The sequence below is a fragment of the Castellaniella sp. genome (assembly GCF_004321985.1).
Lineage (GTDB): Bacteria > Pseudomonadota > Gammaproteobacteria > Burkholderiales > Burkholderiaceae_B > Castellaniella.
The window spans coordinates 14,516-32,078 of sequence record NZ_SCQN01000020.1; the positions used below are offsets into that span (position 1 = coordinate 14,516).

General features: G+C 63.1%; 17 protein-coding genes. 11 read left to right on the plus strand and 6 right to left on the minus strand.

Annotated features, from left to right (window positions below; translation table 11 throughout):
• Window positions 1-10 precede the first annotated feature (10 nt).
• The 5 genes from EPN31_RS05105 to EPN31_RS05125 all read left to right on the plus strand — a co-directional run bounded on the left by EPN31_RS05105 (window position 11) and on the right by EPN31_RS05125 (window position 5,140).
• The gene (locus tag EPN31_RS05105; RefSeq protein ID WP_291770458.1) at window positions 11-886 is read left to right on the plus strand and encodes a branched-chain amino acid ABC transporter permease; all 876 of its coding nucleotides are present in this window, start codon (window positions 11-13) and stop codon (window positions 884-886) included.
• Window positions 887-897: 11 nt separating this feature from the next.
• A complete protein-coding gene (locus EPN31_RS05110; protein WP_291770460.1) occupies window positions 898-3,420 on the plus strand; it encodes a branched-chain amino acid ABC transporter ATP-binding protein/permease in 2,523 nt (840 codons plus the stop codon).
• Window positions 3,421-3,498: 78 nt separating this feature from the next.
• The gene (locus tag EPN31_RS05115) at window positions 3,499-4,221 is read left to right on the plus strand and encodes an SDR family oxidoreductase (protein WP_291770463.1); all 723 of its coding nucleotides are present in this window, start codon (window positions 3,499-3,501) and stop codon (window positions 4,219-4,221) included.
• 178 nt (window positions 4,222-4,399) lie between these two features.
• Window positions 4,400-4,756, plus strand: coding sequence for a c-type cytochrome (locus tag EPN31_RS05120; protein WP_291770466.1), 357 nt, complete (start codon window positions 4,400-4,402; stop codon window positions 4,754-4,756).
• A gap of 12 nt (window positions 4,757-4,768) precedes the next feature.
• Entirely contained in the window at window positions 4,769-5,140 is a 372-nt protein-coding gene (locus EPN31_RS05125; protein ID WP_291770468.1) for a cytochrome c, read from the plus strand.
• Between the two features lie 111 nt (window positions 5,141-5,251).
• Here the strand turns inward: EPN31_RS05125 and EPN31_RS05130 are convergent, their stop codons facing one another.
• Window positions 5,252-5,683: a DUF1841 family protein gene (locus EPN31_RS05130; protein WP_291770593.1), complete on the minus strand. Its 432-nt coding sequence runs from the start codon at window positions 5,681-5,683 to the stop codon at window positions 5,252-5,254.
• A 243-nt stretch (window positions 5,684-5,926) separates the two neighbouring features.
• Here EPN31_RS05130 and icd point away from each other — a divergent pair, with 243 nt between their 5' ends.
• Window positions 5,927-7,183, plus strand: coding sequence for an NADP-dependent isocitrate dehydrogenase (icd, locus tag EPN31_RS05135; RefSeq protein WP_291770470.1), 1,257 nt, complete (start codon window positions 5,927-5,929; stop codon window positions 7,181-7,183).
• Between the two features lie 178 nt (window positions 7,184-7,361).
• A complete protein-coding gene (locus EPN31_RS05140) occupies window positions 7,362-7,790 on the plus strand; it encodes a universal stress protein (RefSeq protein WP_291770472.1) in 429 nt (142 codons plus the stop codon).
• Between the two features lie 16 nt (window positions 7,791-7,806).
• On the opposite strand, the gene EPN31_RS05145 is transcribed toward EPN31_RS05140, so the two are convergent.
• The gene (locus EPN31_RS05145) at window positions 7,807-8,418 is read right to left on the minus strand and encodes a DMT family transporter (RefSeq protein WP_367188295.1); all 612 of its coding nucleotides are present in this window, start codon (window positions 8,416-8,418) and stop codon (window positions 7,807-7,809) included.
• Between the two features lie 419 nt (window positions 8,419-8,837).
• Window positions 8,838-9,512 (minus strand): helix-turn-helix domain-containing protein, encoded by a 675-nt coding sequence (locus EPN31_RS05150; protein ID WP_291770473.1) that lies wholly within the window; start codon window positions 9,510-9,512, stop codon window positions 8,838-8,840.
• Window positions 9,513-9,743: 231 nt separating this feature from the next.
• Between EPN31_RS05150 and EPN31_RS05155 the strand changes: the two genes are divergently transcribed.
• Window positions 9,744-10,019, plus strand: a complete 276-nt coding sequence (locus EPN31_RS05155; RefSeq protein WP_291770499.1) for a CDGSH iron-sulfur domain-containing protein — start codon at window positions 9,744-9,746, stop codon at window positions 10,017-10,019.
• A gap of 292 nt (window positions 10,020-10,311) precedes the next feature.
• Here EPN31_RS05155 and EPN31_RS05160 read toward each other — a convergent pair whose 3' ends face one another.
• Together EPN31_RS05160 and trxB are read right to left on the minus strand one after the other, a co-directional pair.
• Window positions 10,312-11,013, minus strand: coding sequence for a Smr/MutS family protein (locus EPN31_RS05160; RefSeq protein WP_291770501.1), 702 nt, complete (start codon window positions 11,011-11,013; stop codon window positions 10,312-10,314).
• The gene (gene trxB, locus EPN31_RS05165; protein ID WP_291770503.1) at window positions 11,000-11,959 is read right to left on the minus strand and encodes a thioredoxin-disulfide reductase; all 960 of its coding nucleotides are present in this window, start codon (window positions 11,957-11,959) and stop codon (window positions 11,000-11,002) included. Before trxB ends, EPN31_RS05160 begins: the two co-directional genes overlap by 14 nt.
• A 45-nt stretch (window positions 11,960-12,004) precedes the next feature.
• On the opposite strand from trxB, the gene EPN31_RS05170 reads away from it, so the two are divergent.
• The 3 genes from EPN31_RS05170 (at window position 12,005) to EPN31_RS05180 (ending at window position 16,519) form a co-directional block, all read left to right on the plus strand.
• Window positions 12,005-14,362 (plus strand): DNA translocase FtsK, encoded by a 2,358-nt coding sequence (locus EPN31_RS05170; protein WP_291770505.1) that lies wholly within the window; start codon window positions 12,005-12,007, stop codon window positions 14,360-14,362.
• A gap of 70 nt (window positions 14,363-14,432) precedes the next feature.
• A complete protein-coding gene (gene lolA, locus EPN31_RS05175) occupies window positions 14,433-15,125 on the plus strand; it encodes an outer membrane lipoprotein chaperone LolA (protein WP_291770594.1) in 693 nt (230 codons plus the stop codon).
• A complete protein-coding gene (locus EPN31_RS05180) occupies window positions 15,122-16,519 on the plus strand; it encodes a replication-associated recombination protein A (RefSeq protein WP_291770507.1) in 1,398 nt (465 codons plus the stop codon). The genes lolA and EPN31_RS05180 overlap by 4 nt, the downstream gene beginning before the upstream one ends.
• Before the next feature lie 39 nt (window positions 16,520-16,558).
• Here EPN31_RS05180 and EPN31_RS05185 read toward each other — a convergent pair whose 3' ends face one another.
• Window positions 16,559-17,551, minus strand: coding sequence for an ABC transporter substrate-binding protein (locus tag EPN31_RS05185; protein ID WP_291770509.1), 993 nt, complete (start codon window positions 17,549-17,551; stop codon window positions 16,559-16,561).
• Window positions 17,552-17,563 lie beyond the last annotated feature (12 nt).

Consider the following 17,563-nt stretch of genomic DNA (forward strand, 5'->3'; position numbering starts at 1 on the left):
TCGGTCAACCATGCAACTCCTCTTTCTACTCGAGCAGGTCGTCAACGGCCTGGTCTTGGGCGGCTATTACGTCCTGATCGCCCTGGGGCTGTCGCTGATCTTCAGCGTCGGCGGCGTCGTCAATCTGGCGCACGGTGCCTTCTATGCGATTGGCGCCTACGTCTCGTTCGAGCTCATGAAGTACGTGGGCTTCGGCGGCAGCATCATCATCACGCCGGTGCTGGTTGGGTTGCTGGGCATCCTGTTCGAGCGCTTCCTGTTGCGGCGCTTCTATACGGCGGACCCCATCCTGGGGCTCCTGGTCACATTTTCGCTCGCCATGGTGGTGGAGCAGGCCATCCGCATGATCTGGGGGGCGGCGCCGCTGTTTCTGTCCATGCCTGCATCCTTCAAGGGATCACTGGCACTGGGCAATTTCCTGCTTTCCAAATATCGCCTGTTCATCCTGCTGGTCGTGGTGGTCCTCATGACCGGAATCTGGCTGCTGCTGAACAAGACTCCCTTTGGCCGCGTGATCCGCGCGGGGGTTCAGAAACCCGACATGGTGGCGGTCCTGGGGATCCGCCTGCAGCCCTACCTGACGGCCATCGTCATGCTGGGGGTTGCCACGGCGGCGTTGGCTGGGGTGCTGTTCGCCCCCATTGCGGTGGTCGAACCTGCCATGGGGACCGACATCATGACGGTGGCCTTTGTGGTGGTGATCATCGGCGGATTGGGGAGCTTCTGGGGGGTGGTGCTGGCGGCGATCCTGGTGGGCGTCGTGCGTGGCGTCACGATCTATTTTGATTCAGCGGCGGGAGAGGCGTCCATGTATGTGCTGATGTTCCTGGTGCTGATGTTCCGGCCGCGCGGGCTGCTGGGCAAGCGTATCGAGCGTTTCGAATGAGGGGCCTGGGAATGGTTCGCAAGTATTGGCCCCTCTGGGCCGGCATCCTGGGCCTGATCGTATTGCCCGTCGTCTTTCAGGCGCTGGGGTTGACGCTGGATAGCGCCACTCTGGTGGTGATCCTGGCCATGGCGGCCATGGGACTGAATCTGCTCGTGGGCTATACCGGGCTGGTGTCCTTTGGCCACAGCGCGTGGTTCGGCATCGGCGGCTACGCGGCCGCCTTGGCGCAGATCTACTGGTTTCCCGATCAGGTGTTGCTGCCGATCCTGTTCTCGCTGCTCTTCACCGCATTCGCGTCGGTGGTGGTGGGGTATCTGATCCTTCGGCGGCGTGGCGTCTACTTCGCGCTGCTCACGCTGGCCCTTTGCGCACTGACGTTCTCCGTGGCCTTCCGCTGGACCAGCCTGACCGGCGGTGAGGGCGGGCTGGGTGGGCTGCGTCGCGGTGTGATCGGGCCGTTCGAACTCGAAGGCTATCTGACCTATTATGTGTTCACGGCGATCGTGGCCACCTTGGTGCTGTATCTGTTGCTGCGCGTCGTGCGTTCGCCGTTTGGTCACGTGCTCGTTGCGATCCGCGAGAACCAGCAGCGTGCGACCTTCCAGGGCTATACCACCGAATATTACAAGCTGGTCGCCTTCGTGCTGTCGGCCTGCATCACGGCGTTAGCCGGTTCGCTGCTGGTCTTCCTGCACCACATTGCGGCTGCGGAATCCACCACGGTCGAGTTTTCTGGCGAACTGCTGGCGATGGTGGTGATCGGCGGCATGCATAGCCTGCTGGGGCCCGCGCTGGGGGCGCTGTTCTACCAGCTCTTTCGTGAGCTGTTCTCGATTTACACCAGCAACTGGCTGCTGTGGTTTGGTCTGGTCTTCATGGGCTTCGTGCTGTTCTCGCCGACTGGCCTGACGGGGGTCTGGGCAAAGGTACGAGGTGCGCTGCGGCCGTTGCCCACCGATAGCGCCGCGATGAGCAAGCGCAAGATTTATGAGGGCCTTCCGTTGCCCGACTTCCTGCACCCGGCCGCGCGCAGCGGCGACGTGCTGCAGGTGCGTGACTTGAACGTGCGTTTTGGCGGCATTCATGCGGTGCAGGACGTCAACCTGACGGTTCGTTCGGGTGAGATCCATGCGCTGATCGGGCCCAATGGCGCCGGCAAGACGTCGACGTTCAATCTGATCTCGGGCATGTTCATGCCGACATCCGGGCGTGTGCTGCTGCACGGGCAGGAGATTCAGCGTGAATATGCGCAGGCCATCTGCCGGATGGGGCTGACGCGTTCCTTCCAGATCACCAACCTGTTCAAAGGACTCACCATCTACGAGAACCTGCGTCTGTCACTGCAGTCCTGCAGCCCGGGGCGCTTCAATCTGTGGCGGGATAGCGATGACTATGCCAAGGTCCATGCGGAAACGACCGAACTCATGCGGTTTCTGGGGCTGGAAGGCATGGAACAGGTGCACGGGGATCAGCTTTCCTACGGCGGGCAGCGGCTGGTGGATTTAGGCATCGCGCTGGGGTCCAAGCCGAGGCTGTTGCTGCTGGATGAGCCGCTGGCCGGGCTGGCGGCTGCCGAGCGCGAGCGGGTGTCCCGGCTGGTTCAGACGATCGCCAGCAATATCCCTGTGCTCATCGTCGAGCATGACATCGACCGGGTGCTGGCGATGTCGCATCAGGTGACGGTCATGAATCAGGGCGAGGTTCTGCTCACCGGGGACCCCGAAACCATCCGCCAGGACCGCCAGGTGCAGGAAATCTATACGGGTACCGGCACGCCGCCGGTGACGGGGCGCTCCGAGAGCTCCGGCGCCGATCGGCCAACGCTACTGCATTTTGGTCAGGTTGACGCCTATTACGGCAAGAGCCACATTCTGCAGCAGGCCTCGCTCGACGTCCGCGAAGGCGAGATCGTGGCCCTGCTTGGGCGCAACGGGGCCGGCAAATCCACCCTGCTCAAGACCATGGTGGGCCTGGTGCGTGCCGCGTCCGGGGCCATCGAGTTCTCCGGGCAGGACATTGCGCAGATGGCCGCTCCGGACATCGCGCGCATGGGGATCGGGTATGTGCCGCAGGGGCGTGGTCTGTTTGCGGGCATGACCGTGGCCGAGAACCTGGCCCTCGGGCGTCAGGCGCGGCCGACGGACGGCTGCTCGGGCGTGGTCTGGGACGAGGCGAAGATCTTCGAGTATTTCCCGCGCATTCGCGAGCGCATGGATGTGGAGGCCGATTATCTGTCGGGTGGCGAGCAGCAGATGGTTGCGGTCGCCCGGGCGCTGTCGGGCAATGTACGGCTCCTGTTGCTGGATGAGCCGTTCGAGGGCCTGGCCCCCGCCGTCGTGCAGGAGCTGTTCACAGTGTTCGATCGCCTGCGCCAGCACCTTTCCATCGTGATCGTCGAGCATAATCTGGATCTGGTCCTGGCCCTGGCGGACCGCGTTTATGCGCTGGAGCGCGGGGCGGTCTTCCATGAAGGCCCGGCCCAGCCGCTGCTCACGGACCTCGATTACCGCAAGCAGATCCTGTGGCTGTAGCGACCAGTGGTTGCCCCGGGCCAGCGGTCCGGGCTTGCCAGATGTGATTTTTCTTCAACCCATTTCAGTGAGGGTTCCATGAGCAACAAGACAGCTCTGATATTCGGCGGCTCCCGCGGCATAGGTGCCGCCTGTGTCCGGGCGCTGGCCCGCGACGGTTTCGACGTTGCCTACACCTATGTTACCGGGGCCGGCAATTTCCCCGAGTATCTGGACCAGCGGCGCTGCCTCGGCTATGCCGTCGACATTCGCGATCCGGATCAGGTGGCGGGCGTCTTCTCCTTCGTGGCGAAGGACTTTGGAGGCGCGCCGGACTGCGTGGTGGCCAATGCCGGGATCAACGTTCCTGGTAGCCCGCTTGCGCAGTTCGACACCGACAGTTTCCGGCGTCTGGTGGAGGTCAATATCGTCGGCGCTTTCAATGTGCTGCGCGAGGCTGCGCGCAACGTGAAGGACGGGGGCACCATCATCGCGCTGACGACTTCGCTGGTGCGGTGCGCCGTGCCCGGGGTTGGCCCCTATAGCGCGACCAAAGCGGCCGTGGAGTGCCTGGTGCGTTCTCTGGCCCGCGAGCTGGCGGCCCGCAAGGTCCGGGTCAACGCGGTCGCCCCAGGCCCCGTGGACACCGACCTGTTCCGGTCGGGCAAGGGCCCCGAGGCCCTGCAGCGGTCCGCCGCGATGAGCCCCTTCAATCGGGTGGGTGAGCCCGATGAAATTGCCAATGTGGTGAGCTTTCTGGCATCGGATCGCGCATCGTGGGTCCACGGACAGATTGTCCAGCCCAATGGGGGACTGATCTGACGGTGTAGCCAGCGGTGTGGCCGATCGGACATCAGGGCTTTCCTGTAGTTGCCCGCACAAGCTGTGAATCGGCTTACTGTTGGTAAGGATAATTATCGTACAATCGACAAGCCTTATCGGCCGGGCAGGAGAGCGGTCGGTGCCTGACGCAAAGATGAACCTGGAGACAAGAGGCCATATGAAGTCGCGACAATTGCTTGATCGTGGGGTGGGTTCCGTGCTGGTTGCGGCATCCTGTCTGTTTGCTGGATCTGCGTTTGCAGCAGACGCCCCGGCCATCAAGGGAGACGCCCAGGCGGGAGCCCAGAAGGTGTCCATGTGTATTGGGTGTCATCAGATCCAGGGCTACAAGACGGCGTATCCGGAGCTGTACCACGTGCCCATGATCGCCGGGCAGAATGCCCCCTACATTGTCGCTGCTCTGAAGGAATACGCGGATGGTTCCCGGACCTTCCCGACCATGGGCGCCATTGCACGAGCCCTGTCCCCGCAGGACATGGCGGACGTCGCAGCCTATTATTCCAGCCTCAAGTGATCGGGAGACATCATGCGTAAATTCTGGATCGCGGCCCTTGGATGTGGCCTGATGGTGGTTGGTACGGCCCAGGCCGCCGATCTCGCGGCCGGCAAGGCCAGCTTTGAAAAATTCAATTGTGCGTCGTGCCACGGGGCGGATGCCAAATCGCCCATCCTGCCGACGTACCCGATTCTGGCAGGTCAGCATCAGGACTATCTGGCTCACGCCCTGGTGGCTTACCAGCGTGGCCAAAAGGGCGAGCCGGCATCGGCCAACGTGCGCAAGAACGCCATCATGGGCGGCATGGCGATGCAGCTCTCGGCGAACGATATCGAGAACATCACCGCCTGGCTGTCCAGCCAGAACACACCGCTTTCGGTGCACCCACAAGAGTTCAAGTAGCGGTATCTCCACCTGCGGTTGTGGTTCTGGCCCGCATCGGTGCGGGGGTTGGATCGGATATGGGCGGCGGTTGCCGCCCATATCATTCCAGGGCCGGAGGCCGGCAACCCTTCAGTGGTCGTGCGTGGCTTGTCGGCGGATCAGATCCAGGTAGTGGTCACTATCCAGCGGCTTGCCCAACCGCTGGGCCTCCCAGACGACCTCGCCCAGCGCTTCCATGATCACGTGGGCCGCCTCGTGTTCATCGCGGCTGCGCAGCAGTTGTTCCCAGACTGCCCGGATGCCGGGCGGATGATCGATGGACAACTGCTCCTGGATCGCCAGGTGCATGGACAGGTGCAGGAACGGATTGGTGCGCCCGCCCTCTACCGTGTATTCGCGCTGGGAGGCGTCCGGGTCTTCCAGATCGGTGTGGTATTCGGGATGTTGGGCGATCAGGTCGGCCGCCATGGTTTCGAGCGGCGTCAGCACGCCCCCGGCGCGGCGCTTGCGCCACGCGTCGGTGAAGAAACTGCGGACCTGGTCCTTGGAAGGGTTGAAGATGGCCATGAAATGCGGGTGCCCCGGTCGGGCGGTGATACATTGGTTTCAGTCTTGCGCGGCTGCGGACCTTGCCATGCCGCTGTAAGCTTTCATTTTATCGGCTGATCTGCGGCTTTTTGTGGTATTGGTTCCCTTTTTGGGGTCGTTGCTTGCGGCGACCGGCCCAGTTTACGTTAAACTCTTATATAAGACTCGACCCCTTTCGCTTTTCATACTAATCATTCCGGAGTCACTGGAGCATCCATGTCTTATCAGCACATCAAGGTCCCGGCCGGCGGGCAAAAGATCACGGTCAACGCCGATTTCACCCTCAACATTCCCGACGAGCCCATCCTTCCATACATCGTGGGCGACGGCACCGGCCAGGACATCACCCCGGTGATGCTGAAGGTCGTGGATGCGGCGGTCGCGAAGGCCTATAACGGCAAGCGCAAGATTCACTGGATGGAAGTCTACGCGGGCGAAAAGTCCACGAAGATCTACGGACCGGACGTCTGGCTGCCCCAGGAAACCCTGGATGCCGTTCGAGAGTATGTCATCGCCATCAAGGGTCCTCTGACCACCCCGGTGGGCGGCGGCATCCGTTCGCTGAATGTGGCGCTGCGCCAGGAACTGGACCTGTACGTTTGTCTGCGGCCGGTGCGCTACTTCAAGGGCGTGCCTTCACCGGTGCGTGAGCCCGAGAAGACCAACATGGTCATCTTCCGCGAAAACTCCGAGGATATCTACGCCGGGATCGAGTTCGAAGCCGAATCCGAGAAGGCCCGCCAGCTCATCGCGTTCTTGCAGGACAAGCTCGGCGTGAAGAAGATCCGTTTCCCGGCGACCTCCGGCATCGGGGTCAAGCCTGTTTCGCGCGAGGGGACCGAGCGTCTGGTGCGTAAGGCGATCCAGTACGCGATCGATAACGACCGACCGACCATGACCCTGGTGCACAAGGGCAACATCATGAAGTACACCGAAGGCAGCTTCCGCGACTGGGGCTATGCCCTGGCTCAGCGTGAATTCGGTGCCCAGCTCATCGATGGCGGCCCGTGGTGCAAATTCAAGAATCCAAAGACCGGCCGCGACATCACGGTGAAGGACGTCATTGCCGACGCCTTCCTGCAGCAGATCCTGCTGCGCCCGGCTGAATACGATGTGATCGCCACGCTGAACCTGAACGGCGACTATATCTCTGATGCTCTGGCTGCCCAGGTGGGTGGGATCGGCATTGCCCCGGGCGCCAATCTGTCCGACTCCGTGGCGATGTTCGAAGCGACCCACGGCACCGCCCCGAAGTACGCCGGCAAGGACTATGTGAATCCGGGCTCGGAAATTCTGTCGGCCGAGATGATGCTGCGCCACATGGGGTGGACCGAAGCCGCCGACCTCATCATCAGCAGCATGGAAAAGTCCATTCTGTCAAAGAAGGTCACGTACGACTTCGCGCGTCTGATGGAAGGTGCCACCCAGGTGTCGTGCTCGGGCTTCGGCCAGGTGATGATCAACAACATGTAATTGTTTTGATCTGATCCACCAAGGTCCAAAAAGGCCCCGTCTTCACGGAAGAGTGAACGGGGCCTTTTTGCGTCAGCTGTCTCGTAGGTGTATCTCTCTGGTTAGAATGAGGCTGCTGATCGATTTCATTCGATATGGTCACGCATGCCGACAATCCCTTCAAACATCCAGGTGGATTATGTCTGACATCGTTTTGGCAACAGATGGTTCGAGCTATAGCCTCGCGGCTGCGAAGTTCATCACCCAGGGTTTGTTGACCGAGGGTGCAAAAGTACACGTCCTGCATGTCTCTCCGGTGCTTCCGGCGCACGTGACGCGATTCGTCGACAAGGCATCGATCGACGGGTGGTATGCCGAGGAGGCCGCCAGGGTTCTTGATCCCACCACTCAGGTTCTCAGGGACGCAGGTGTCCCCTTCGAATCGCACGCTCTGGTGGGGTTTGCCCCCCAGCAGATCGTCGAGTATGCCAAGAAGATCAACGCACGCATGATCGTCATGGGTGCGCAAGGTCGTGGGATGCTGATGGACGCCGTGATCGGATCGGTGGCGGGGCGTGTGTTGTCGCTGTCTGCATGCCCGGTGTTGCTGGTGAAATCACCTGCGTAGCGTGGATGCAGTCCGGCTACGCCGCGTGGGTCTCCGACCGGATGACGATGGCCAGTCCCGCCAGCAGCGCGGCGAGTCCGGCATAGGCCAGGGCGCCCGGCCGTTCTCCCACAATCAGGATGGCCAGCAGAAAGGCCGTCACGGGTTCCATCAGGGCCAGTGACACGCCGCTGGCGGCGCTGATGCTGCGCAGGCCTGTGCTGAACAGCAGGTAGGGGATGCCGGTGGCTGCGATGCCCAGAAAGCCCGCCACCAACCAGCCGGAAGCTGTGGTTTGTAGGGGCCCGGCTTGTAACGCTGCCGCCGGCAAGGCAAGCACCGCACCCACGAAGAAGACGCCTAGAGTCGTGATGGCGGGCGCGGATCGGTGGATGAGCTGCTTGTTGATCAGTGCGTACAGTGCGTAGGACAGACCTGCCGCAAGACACAGCGCGATGCCGAGCGGGTCCGTCTGTACGTCTCCCCCTCGCCCGAAGACCAGCAGCACGCCACCTGCGACAGCAAGCAGCGTCCCCAGCCACCAGCCAGCTGCCGGGCGCGTACCGACTGCCATCTGCAGCAACCCGGCCCAGATCGGTCCGCTGCCCAGCGCCAGTGCGGTGCCGACGGCGACTCCCGTCGCTTTCACGCCAGCGAAGAACGTCAGGTTGTAGCCGGCTATGCAGGCCCCGGCCCAGATGGTCTGTTTCCAGCTCAGGTCCGCGAGTTCGCGGAGAACCCTGGTGGCTCCCAGGTGCAGGTACGCATAAGCGAGAAAGAATACGGAGGCTATCAGCAGGCGCAGTGCGCCTACCCAATAGGGCGACAGTGTGGCGGGAGAGAAGCTTTAGGTCGTACCAGTAGTCCCCCAGAGGACGCCGGCGCCCAGCACCAGCAGCACACCCCGTAGGGGTGTGCCTGGAATCGTCGAGGAGAGAGAAGACGGCTTTGGCAGAGTGCTCATGCAGCCATGATGGCAGCCTGCCGGCCGGGCAACTATCGAGAAACGCGCGCGCTTGGCGCAGGGTGCGACTGCTGGCGGCCCCTGCTGTCTTTGCAGAGGGTGTCTCAGTGGGATGACTGTCGCAAGGCTCGGGCACTGGTGCCCTGGTCGCGCCGCAGGGCATAGGCCAGGGCGCTCCCCGATCGGTAGCCGACACGCGCGGCAGCGATTTCCAGCGAAATGCCACGCGCCAGGAAGGTAGCGGCGTGCTTCAGGCGCAGGGCGCGCAGATAGTCGCCCGGTGTACAGCCGGTCAATTCATGTAGACGGATGTGGAAGCGTTGTGGGCTGAGATGAAAAAGCTCAGCCATTCGGGGGGTGGTCCAGGATTCGTGCAGTGACTGGATCAGCGCCGCATCCAGGCGGGCCAGGTCCAGCCCGCGTCGCGAAGCCTGCACGGTGGGCAGATTCAGCAGCAGGGACAGTTGCTGGCGGGCGTCGCTTTGCGTATCCATTGAGCGGCAGGCCGAGGTGATGGCGAAGCGGCGCAGCCGCTCCAGACCCGCTGATTCTGGCGCATCAATTACCAGGATACAGGTGCCTGGCCGCGCCTCGTAAGCATGCCGGGCGCCCGCCGGGATGACCATGCCGCAGGATGGGTCCGTAAACAGGGAGTGTCCGTTGATTTCCAGTTCCATGCGTCCGGCCAGTGGCATCATGATCTGCGCATGGTCGTGGGTATGAACATGCGCCTGTCCGTCGTAGTGGCGCAGCGAACTGACCGGTTCGGTGAGAGGCATGGCGGTCGTACGATACTTGAGGCAATGCGCTGATCTTACAGCGTCTGGTGGTGACCGCTTGCGATCGGGCGTGCCGCCCCCCGTCCGGGGGGCCGGGCAACCGGGTGGGCTGCGGCTGAAGGCCCGGGAAGTCCTTGGTGTCATCCAGCATTGCGGATTTTATCCAGGTTCCTACAATGGTTTTTATGGCCTGGGCCATATTCGGGCCAGTCCTATTCCAAGGAGTTTTTGATGAAACCTGTCGTCGCCTTCAATAAACCCATCGGCGTTCAATTGAAAGCCGGTGAAGAATATCACTGGTGTCGCTGTGGTCGCTCGAAGAATCAGCCGTTCTGTGATGGCTCGCACCGGGTCACGAGCTTTACGCCGCTGGCTTTCCGGGCGGAAAAGGACGGCGAGGCCTGGTTGTGCCGGTGCAAGCAGACCGAAAACGCCCCTTATTGCGATGGGCACCATGCAAAGATCCCTGATGAGATGATTGGAAAGGAGTTTTCATTCGATGAATGACTGCCTGGCGGCAGACGCGTCGTCGGCCAATGGCAGGCGGAAGTTGTTCTAGGGACTTCCCTAAGTGATATTCAAATGCCTGGCAGGCATAATCGTCTCATGCAGGTGAGGAGACAGCCCTGCTTGGGCATTGGCGCACAAAGACGGCGCTATCATTTGTGGCAGTACCCATAAAAAAGAGAATCTGGTGGGGCCGATGGCAAAAGTCATCGGCCCCTTCCATTTTCCGATTTTCAATGTGCGCCGATGGCGATGCCCTCTGTGACGATGGCAATGCTCAGGTACAGCCAACTCATGGGGTGCCGGGCCCTGGTGGAAGGCGAAGCAAAACAGCCACGGCGCCGGCTCCGCCGTCCGGCTCGGCGCATTGCACCCAGGCCTGTACGGCTTGTAAACGGCACAGATGCAGCCGCACGGCGGTTTTCAGGACAGGCGTGCCGTGCCGTGACCCGATGCCCTTTCCGTGGATGATGCACACGCAGCGGATATCGTGCTCCACGCAGGTGGCCACGAAGCGATCCAGCCGTTCGTGTGCCTGGTCTTCCGTGCTGCCGTGTAGGTCCAGGACGGCCTCCGGCAGCCATTTACCGCGTCTCAGCCCGCGCAGCAGATCGGTCCCGCAGCCCGCTTGCAGGAACTCGTGGGCTTCCGGATCCGGTGCGGCCGGTGGCCTGCGCCGGCTGCGTACAGGCGTGGGTTCGCGTTGTGCCTCTTCGCCCTGTGCGTGGACTCGCCGCTCGCGCAGCAAGCCATCGGGGTCTCGTCTGGTGTTCCGGCGCGCGCGGCGTCCGTGATGGGCCAGCGGTTGTACGAACCGCATGGCCTGCCGGAACAGTGCCAGGTCATCCGGTGCGAGCGCGGTGGCTGCAGGGGGGGTGGCGGGAGTTTCGGGATCCGGCTTCCTGGGGGCTACGGGCGCAACCGGCGGGGTGCCGTCCACCGATTGCGCGCGCAGCCGCCGCAGGTCCGAGAGCGTGGATTTAGTGGCCTTCATTCTCCAGCCAGCGCTGTGCGTCCAGGGCGGCCATGCAGCCGGTCCCGGCGCTGGTGATGGCCTGGCGGTAGACGTGATCCTGTACGTCGCCCGCTGCAAATACGCCGGGTACCGAGGTCATGGTGGCCATTCCCTGCAGACCTCCGTGGGTGATGATATAACCGTCCTTCATGTCGATCTGGCCCTGGAAGATGGCCGTGTTGGGCTTGTGGCCGATCGCGATGAAGGCGCCCGTCACAGCCAGGTCTTCCGTCGCATTGGTCTGGTTGTTCCGCAGCCGCACGCCGGTTACCCCAGAGCCGTCGCCCAGGACTTCCTGCAGTTCGGAGAACAGCTTCAGGCGCATGTTGCCGTGCTCCACCTTTTCCATCAGTTTGTCGACCAGGATGGGTTCGGCGCGGAACTTGTCCCGACGGTGGATCAGGGTCACGGTCTTGCAGATGTTCGACAGATACAGGGCTTCTTCGACGGCCGTGTTGCCGCCGCCCACTACGACGACATCCTGGTTCTTGTAGAAAAAGCCGTCACAGGTGGCGCAGCCAGAGACCCCACGACCCATGAAGTCCTGTTCCGAAGGCAGCCCCAGGTATTGCGCGGAGGCGCCGGTCGCGATGATGAGCGAATCGCAGGTATAGGTCTCGCCCGTGTCCCCGGTCAGCACGAATGGCCGCACCGACAGGTCGACCTTGGCGATGGTATCGAACACGATGTCCGTATTGAAGCGTTGCGCGTGTTCCAGGAACCGCTGCATCAGATCCGGCCCCTGGACGCCCGCCACGTCGGCCGGCCAGTTGTCGACTTCGGTGGTGGTCATGAGCTGGCCGCCCTGTTCCAGCCCGGTGATCAGGACAGGGGACAGGTTGGCCCGCGCGGCATAGACGGCCGCCGTGTATCCGGCCGGTCCGGAGCCCAGTATCATCACTTTCGCGTGTTTTGCGGTAGACATCACAGAAAATCCATTCATCAATGACCCCGCAATTATAATGATGCGATGGCAAGAATTCCGGCTCCCTCGTCCCGCTCCTCGCGCAATGTGCGCAACGGCCCGTCGCCCCTGCAGGCGCGGCTCTCAGGCCTGTTGCGTGAAGCCCGCTGGATCCTGATGGCGGCAGTCGCCGCCTGGCTGGTTCTGGTACTCGCTACCTGGCATAAATCCGATCCCGGGTGGTCGCACTCCATCTACAGCGGGATCACCCTGAACTGGGGTGGCACCTTTGGCGCCTATGTGGCGGATCTGCTGCTGTACCTGTTTGGCGCATCGGCCTGGCTCTGGGTGCTCTGGCTGGGTCGTCGTGTGGCCGCAGGATTCTACCGGCTGACGCGCGTGGTACTCCCGGCCAAGGTTCCCGAGATTCTTCCCAGGGTCCCCTGGGAGGTCGGCATCGGCTTCGCGCTGATGTTCCTGGGTTGCATGGGCATCGAGGCCTTGCGCCTGAAGGTCTGGGGCGCGGCGCTGCCGGCGGGTGCGGGCGGGCAGTTGGGTCGGCTGCTGGCCAGCAGCCTGGCGGAACTGATGGGTTCAGCCGGCAGCACGTTGCTGCTGCTGGCCTTCATCGTCATGGGATCCAGCCTGTTTTTCGGGTTTTCCTGGCTGAACGTTTCGGAACGGGTCGGGCTTGGGCTGGAGCGTGGAATCCGCCGGGTCATGGACCTGAAAAATGCCTGGCTGGATCGGCGGGTGGGGGTTACGGCCCAGGCCGAACGCCAGGAGCTGGTCGAGACCCGCCAGCCGCAGTTTGTGCACGAGCAGCCAGTGCGTATCGAGCCTTCCGTCACCACGGTCCCCAAATCGCCTCGTGTGCAACAGGAAAAGCAGCAGACGCTGTTTACCACCCGCGAGGATCCCGACATGGCGGGGCGCCTGCCGCCGCTATCGCTGCTGGATCCGGTGGAGCAGACCCAGGAAACCGTCTCTCCCGAGACGATCGAATTCACCTCGCGCCTGATTGAAAAGAAGCTGTCGGACTTCGGTGTCATCGTCACCGTCGTGGCAGCGCAGGCCGGGCCAGTGATCACGCGCTATGAGATCGAGCCGGCGACCGGGGTGAAGGGCAGCCAGATCGTCAATCTGGCCAAGGATCTGGCGCGGGCGCTGAGCTTGGTCCGGATCCGGGTGGTGGAGACCATCCCCGGGAAGAACCTGATGGGGCTGGAGCTTCCTAATCCCCGCCGCCAGATGGTGCGCCTGTCGGAGATTCTGGGCTCCCAGGTCTACCACGCCAGCAATTCCATGTTGACCATGGCCCTGGGCAAGGACATCGCCGGCAATCCCGTGGTCGCGGATCTGGGCAAGATGCCGCATCTGCTGGTGGCCGGAACGACCGGTTCGGGCAAGTCCGTCGGGATCAATGCCATGATCCTGTCCCTGCTCTATAAGGCGGACGCCAGCCAGGTGCGTCTGATCCTGATCGATCCCAAGATGCTGGAGATGTCTGTCTACGAGGGAATCCCGCATTTGCTCGCGCCGGTCGTGACGGACATGCGCCACGCGGCCAACGCTCTGAACTGGTGCGTGGCGGAAATGGAAAAGCGCTACAAGCTCATGAGCAAGCTGGGGGTGCGCAACCTGGCAGGCTACAACGCCAAGATCCGCGAGGCGCAGAAGCGCGAGGAACCCGTTCCCAATCCATTCTCGCTCACACCGGATGCGCCGGAGCCGCTGGGCACGATGCCCATGATCGTGGTGATCATCGACGAGCTGGCCGACTTGATGATGGTGGTGGGCAAGAAGGTCGAGGAACTCATCGCGCGACTCGCTCAAAAGGCGCGTGCGGCCGGGATTCATCTGATTCTGGCGACCCAGCGCCCCAGCGTGGATGTGATCACGGGCCTCATCAAGGCGAACATCCCGACGCGCATCGCGTTCCAGGTGTCCTCGAAGGTCGATTCACGCACGATCCTGGATCAGATGGGCGCTGAGGCGCTGCTGGGACAGGGCGACATGCTGTTCCAGCCGCCGGGCGCCAATGTGCCGACCCGGGTGCACGGGGCTTTCGTGCACGACGAAGAGGTCCACCGGGTGGTCGATGCCCTGAGGGCAGAGGGCGAACCCGATTACATCGATGGTGTGCTGGAAGGCACGGGCTCGGGAGAAACCGGGGACGGCGTGGGTTCGGTCACTGGTTTCACCGACCACGAATCCGACCCGCTGTACGATCAGGCGGTCGAGATCGTCCTGCGCAACCGCCGGGCGTCGATATCCTCGGTGCAGCGGCATTTGCGGGTTGGCTACAACCGCGCAGCGCGTTTGCTGGAGCAGATGGAACGTTCTGGCCTGGTGTCGGCCATGCAGCCCAATGGCAATCGCGAGATTCTGGCACCGGCCAGCGGTGTGGCAGAGGATGAATGATGCGGCCTGGCGGTGGCTGTGGCTGTGGCCGGTGTTCTCTTTCAGACAGATTTTTCAGGAACGACCCTTGATGGAAACCTTGCGGATACGCGTAAACGAACGGTCACTCTGTGGTGGTGCTGTACGGGGACGCCGCGTGCTGGGTGCGCTGGCGCTGGCTGCGGCGGCACTGCTGATGACGCCGCTGCCGTCGGTTGCGGCCACAGCCAGTGCGCAGCTCCAGTCCTTCGTGGACAAGGTCCGGTCGGCCACTGGGCAATTCCAGCAGGATCGCGCGGGTGATGGCGGCGGTGCACAGCGTTCTCAAAGTGGCACTTTCGCCTTCCAGCGGCCTGGCAAGTTCCGCTGGCAGGTGACCAAGCCTTACGTCCAGCTCATCGTGTCCGATGGCCGGCATGTGTACCAGTATGACCCCGATCTGGATCAGGTGACCGAGCGCAACGCCAGCCAGGCCGTGGGCGCCTCCCCGGCCGCGCTGCTGTTTGGCTCCGGATCGCTGAGCGATGCCTTCACGTTGCAGGACCAGCCCGATCGGGACGGGTTGCAGTGGTTGCGTGCCACGCCCAAGGATGCCGGTGCGGGCTTTTCCCATGTGGACATTGGTTTTTCGGCCGGCCTGCCGGTGCGGCTTGAGCTGCTGGATGCCTTTGGCCAGACCACGCGCATCGTGCTCAGCCAGATGAAGACCGATCCAACCATTGCGGCGGATCAGTTCCAGTTCACCGTGCCCAAGGGAGCGGCGCTGGTCAAGATGGGTAAATGAGCTCCCAGGATAACCTGCCGGGCATGGAGCCTCCGCCGTCAACGGGTCCGCAGCCGGCTCACCATCGTCGAAGCCCTGCATCGGGTCGACCCGGCGGCGCGCCGGGGCCCGTGCTGAGCGCGCCGCTCGCGGAGCTTTTGCGGCCCAGGACGCTTGCGGACGTCGTGGGGCAGCCGCAGCTTCTGGGCGAGGGCAAGCCGCTGCGTCTGGCATTCGAGGCCGGCAAGCCGCATTCCATGATCTTCTGGGGGCCGCCGGGCGTCGGCAAGACCACGCTCGCGCGGCTGATGGCTGATGCCTTCGACTGCGAGTTCATCGCCTTGTCGGCTGTGTTCTCGGGGGTCAAGGACATTCGGGCGGCGATGGAGCAGGCCCAGCAGCATCAGACCGAAGGCCGCCAGACCATCCTGTTCGTGGACGAGATCCACCGCTTCAACAAATCTCAGCAGGATGCGCTGCTGCCGTACGCAGAAAGCGGCCTGGTCACGCTGGTGGGCGCCACGACGGAAAACCCGTCGTTCGAGGTCAACTCGGCGCTGCTTTCGCGGGCTCAGGTCTATGTGCTGGAGCCGCTGACCGACGAGGACTTGCGCCAGCTTCTGGTACGGGCGCGTGCGCAGGCGCTGGGCGATCTGGAATTTGACGATCTGGCGGTGGATACGCTCATCGGTTATGCCGACGGTGACGCACGGCGGTTCTTGAACCTGTTGGAGCAGTGCTGCACGGCGGCTGGTGCGGCCGGCGTTACCCGGGTGGATGCGGCCTTCGTCCAGAATGCGCTGACGCTCAACAGCCGCCGTTTTGACAAGGGCGGTGACAACTTCTACGACCAGATCTCGGCTCTGCACAAATCGGTGCGGGGCTCGCACCCCGATGCGGCGCTGTACTGGCTGTGCCGCATGCTCGACGGCGGTGCCGATCCGCGCTATCTGGCGCGGCGCATCGTGCGTATGTCCTGGGAAGACATCGGCTTGGCCGATCCCCGGGCGATCCAGATTGCCAATGAGGCAGCGGAAACCTACGAGCGGCTAGGGTCCCCCGAGGGTGAACTGGCGTTGAGTCAGGCGGTGATTTATCTGGCGGTCGCCGCCAAGAGCAACGCGGGCTACCTGGCGTACAACCGGGCTCGGGCGTTCATCCGGCAGGACAAGAGCCGCGAGGTGCCCATTCACCTGCGCAATGCGCCCACCAAGCTCATGAAGGAGCTGGGTTACGGGCATGATTACCGGTACGCCCATGACGAGCCAGGCGGCTATGCAGCCGGGGAAACGTACCTGCCCGACGGAATGGAAGAGCCGGGCTGGTATCGCCCCACGCCGCGGGGTCTGGAGGCAAAGATCGCCGAGAAGCTCGCACAGCTGCGCAAGCTGGACGAAGACGCGGCGGACGACTGAGCGGTCGTCCGGGATGTGCCGCTCGCCCGACGGCGGCCGTCAGATCCGGTAGGTTTCCAGCGTGGCGGGGTGGAAAAGCTCGGAAATACCCACCAGGCGGTTGGAGATGCCCTGGGCGTGGTGGTGCGCCAGGAAGTATTCCAGAACATGCTGATTCTCGTGGGCGCCGTAGGTCCAGAAGTCGAGGCCCATGTGTGTCTGGGCCAGCCGCAGCTGCTCGTCCACGAAGGGCAGCGTGACCTTGGTTGCCGAGGTATCGGCCAGCGCCTCCAGCGCCAGCGCCTTCGACTGGTTGAAGGCTTTTTGCAGCGCGACCGGCAGCCATGGGTGGGCCTCGGCCAGGCTGCGGCGCACGCCCAGCAGGTGCATGATGGGGAATATCTTCGTGCGCTGGTAATAGTCCAGCGCGGCCTTCGTGGGATCATCGAACAGCCAGCGCAGCCGGGGGTTGTCCGTGGTGAAGCAGAGCGGTGCTCGGGGACCGATGTAAGCGTCGATGTCGCCCCGGTCCAGCATGTCGCCCAGCGTCCGGCCGGCCGGGATGTCTTCCATCACGACGCCGTCTGGCAGGCTGGTCTTCAGCTTTTCCACGCGACCAGGTTCCTCCACGCCGCCTCGCAGCCAGTGGATGTCTCGGGATTGCACGTTGAAGTCGTCCTGCAGGAAGGCGCGGGTCCACACGTTGGCCGTGAGCTGCCATTCAGGGGTGCCGACCCGTTTGCCGGCCAGATCGGCGGGCGCCTGGATCCCGCTGTCCTTGCGGACGATGATGGAGCCGTGGCGGAAGGCCCGGGACAGGAACACCGGGATGCCGACATAGGGGTTGTCGCCCCGCGCCACGCGCAAGGTGAAACTGCTCAGGGACAGCTCGCAGACGTCGAAAGCTTCGTGGCGCATGGCCCGGAAGAAGATCTCTTCGGGCGAAAGCTTCATGACGACCGGGTCGACGCCGTCGACCAGGGCACGACCATCAATGATGGCGCGGTTGCGGTCATAGTCCCCGATGGCAAAGGACAGTTTCAGATTGGGCATGGCTTGGGGCTC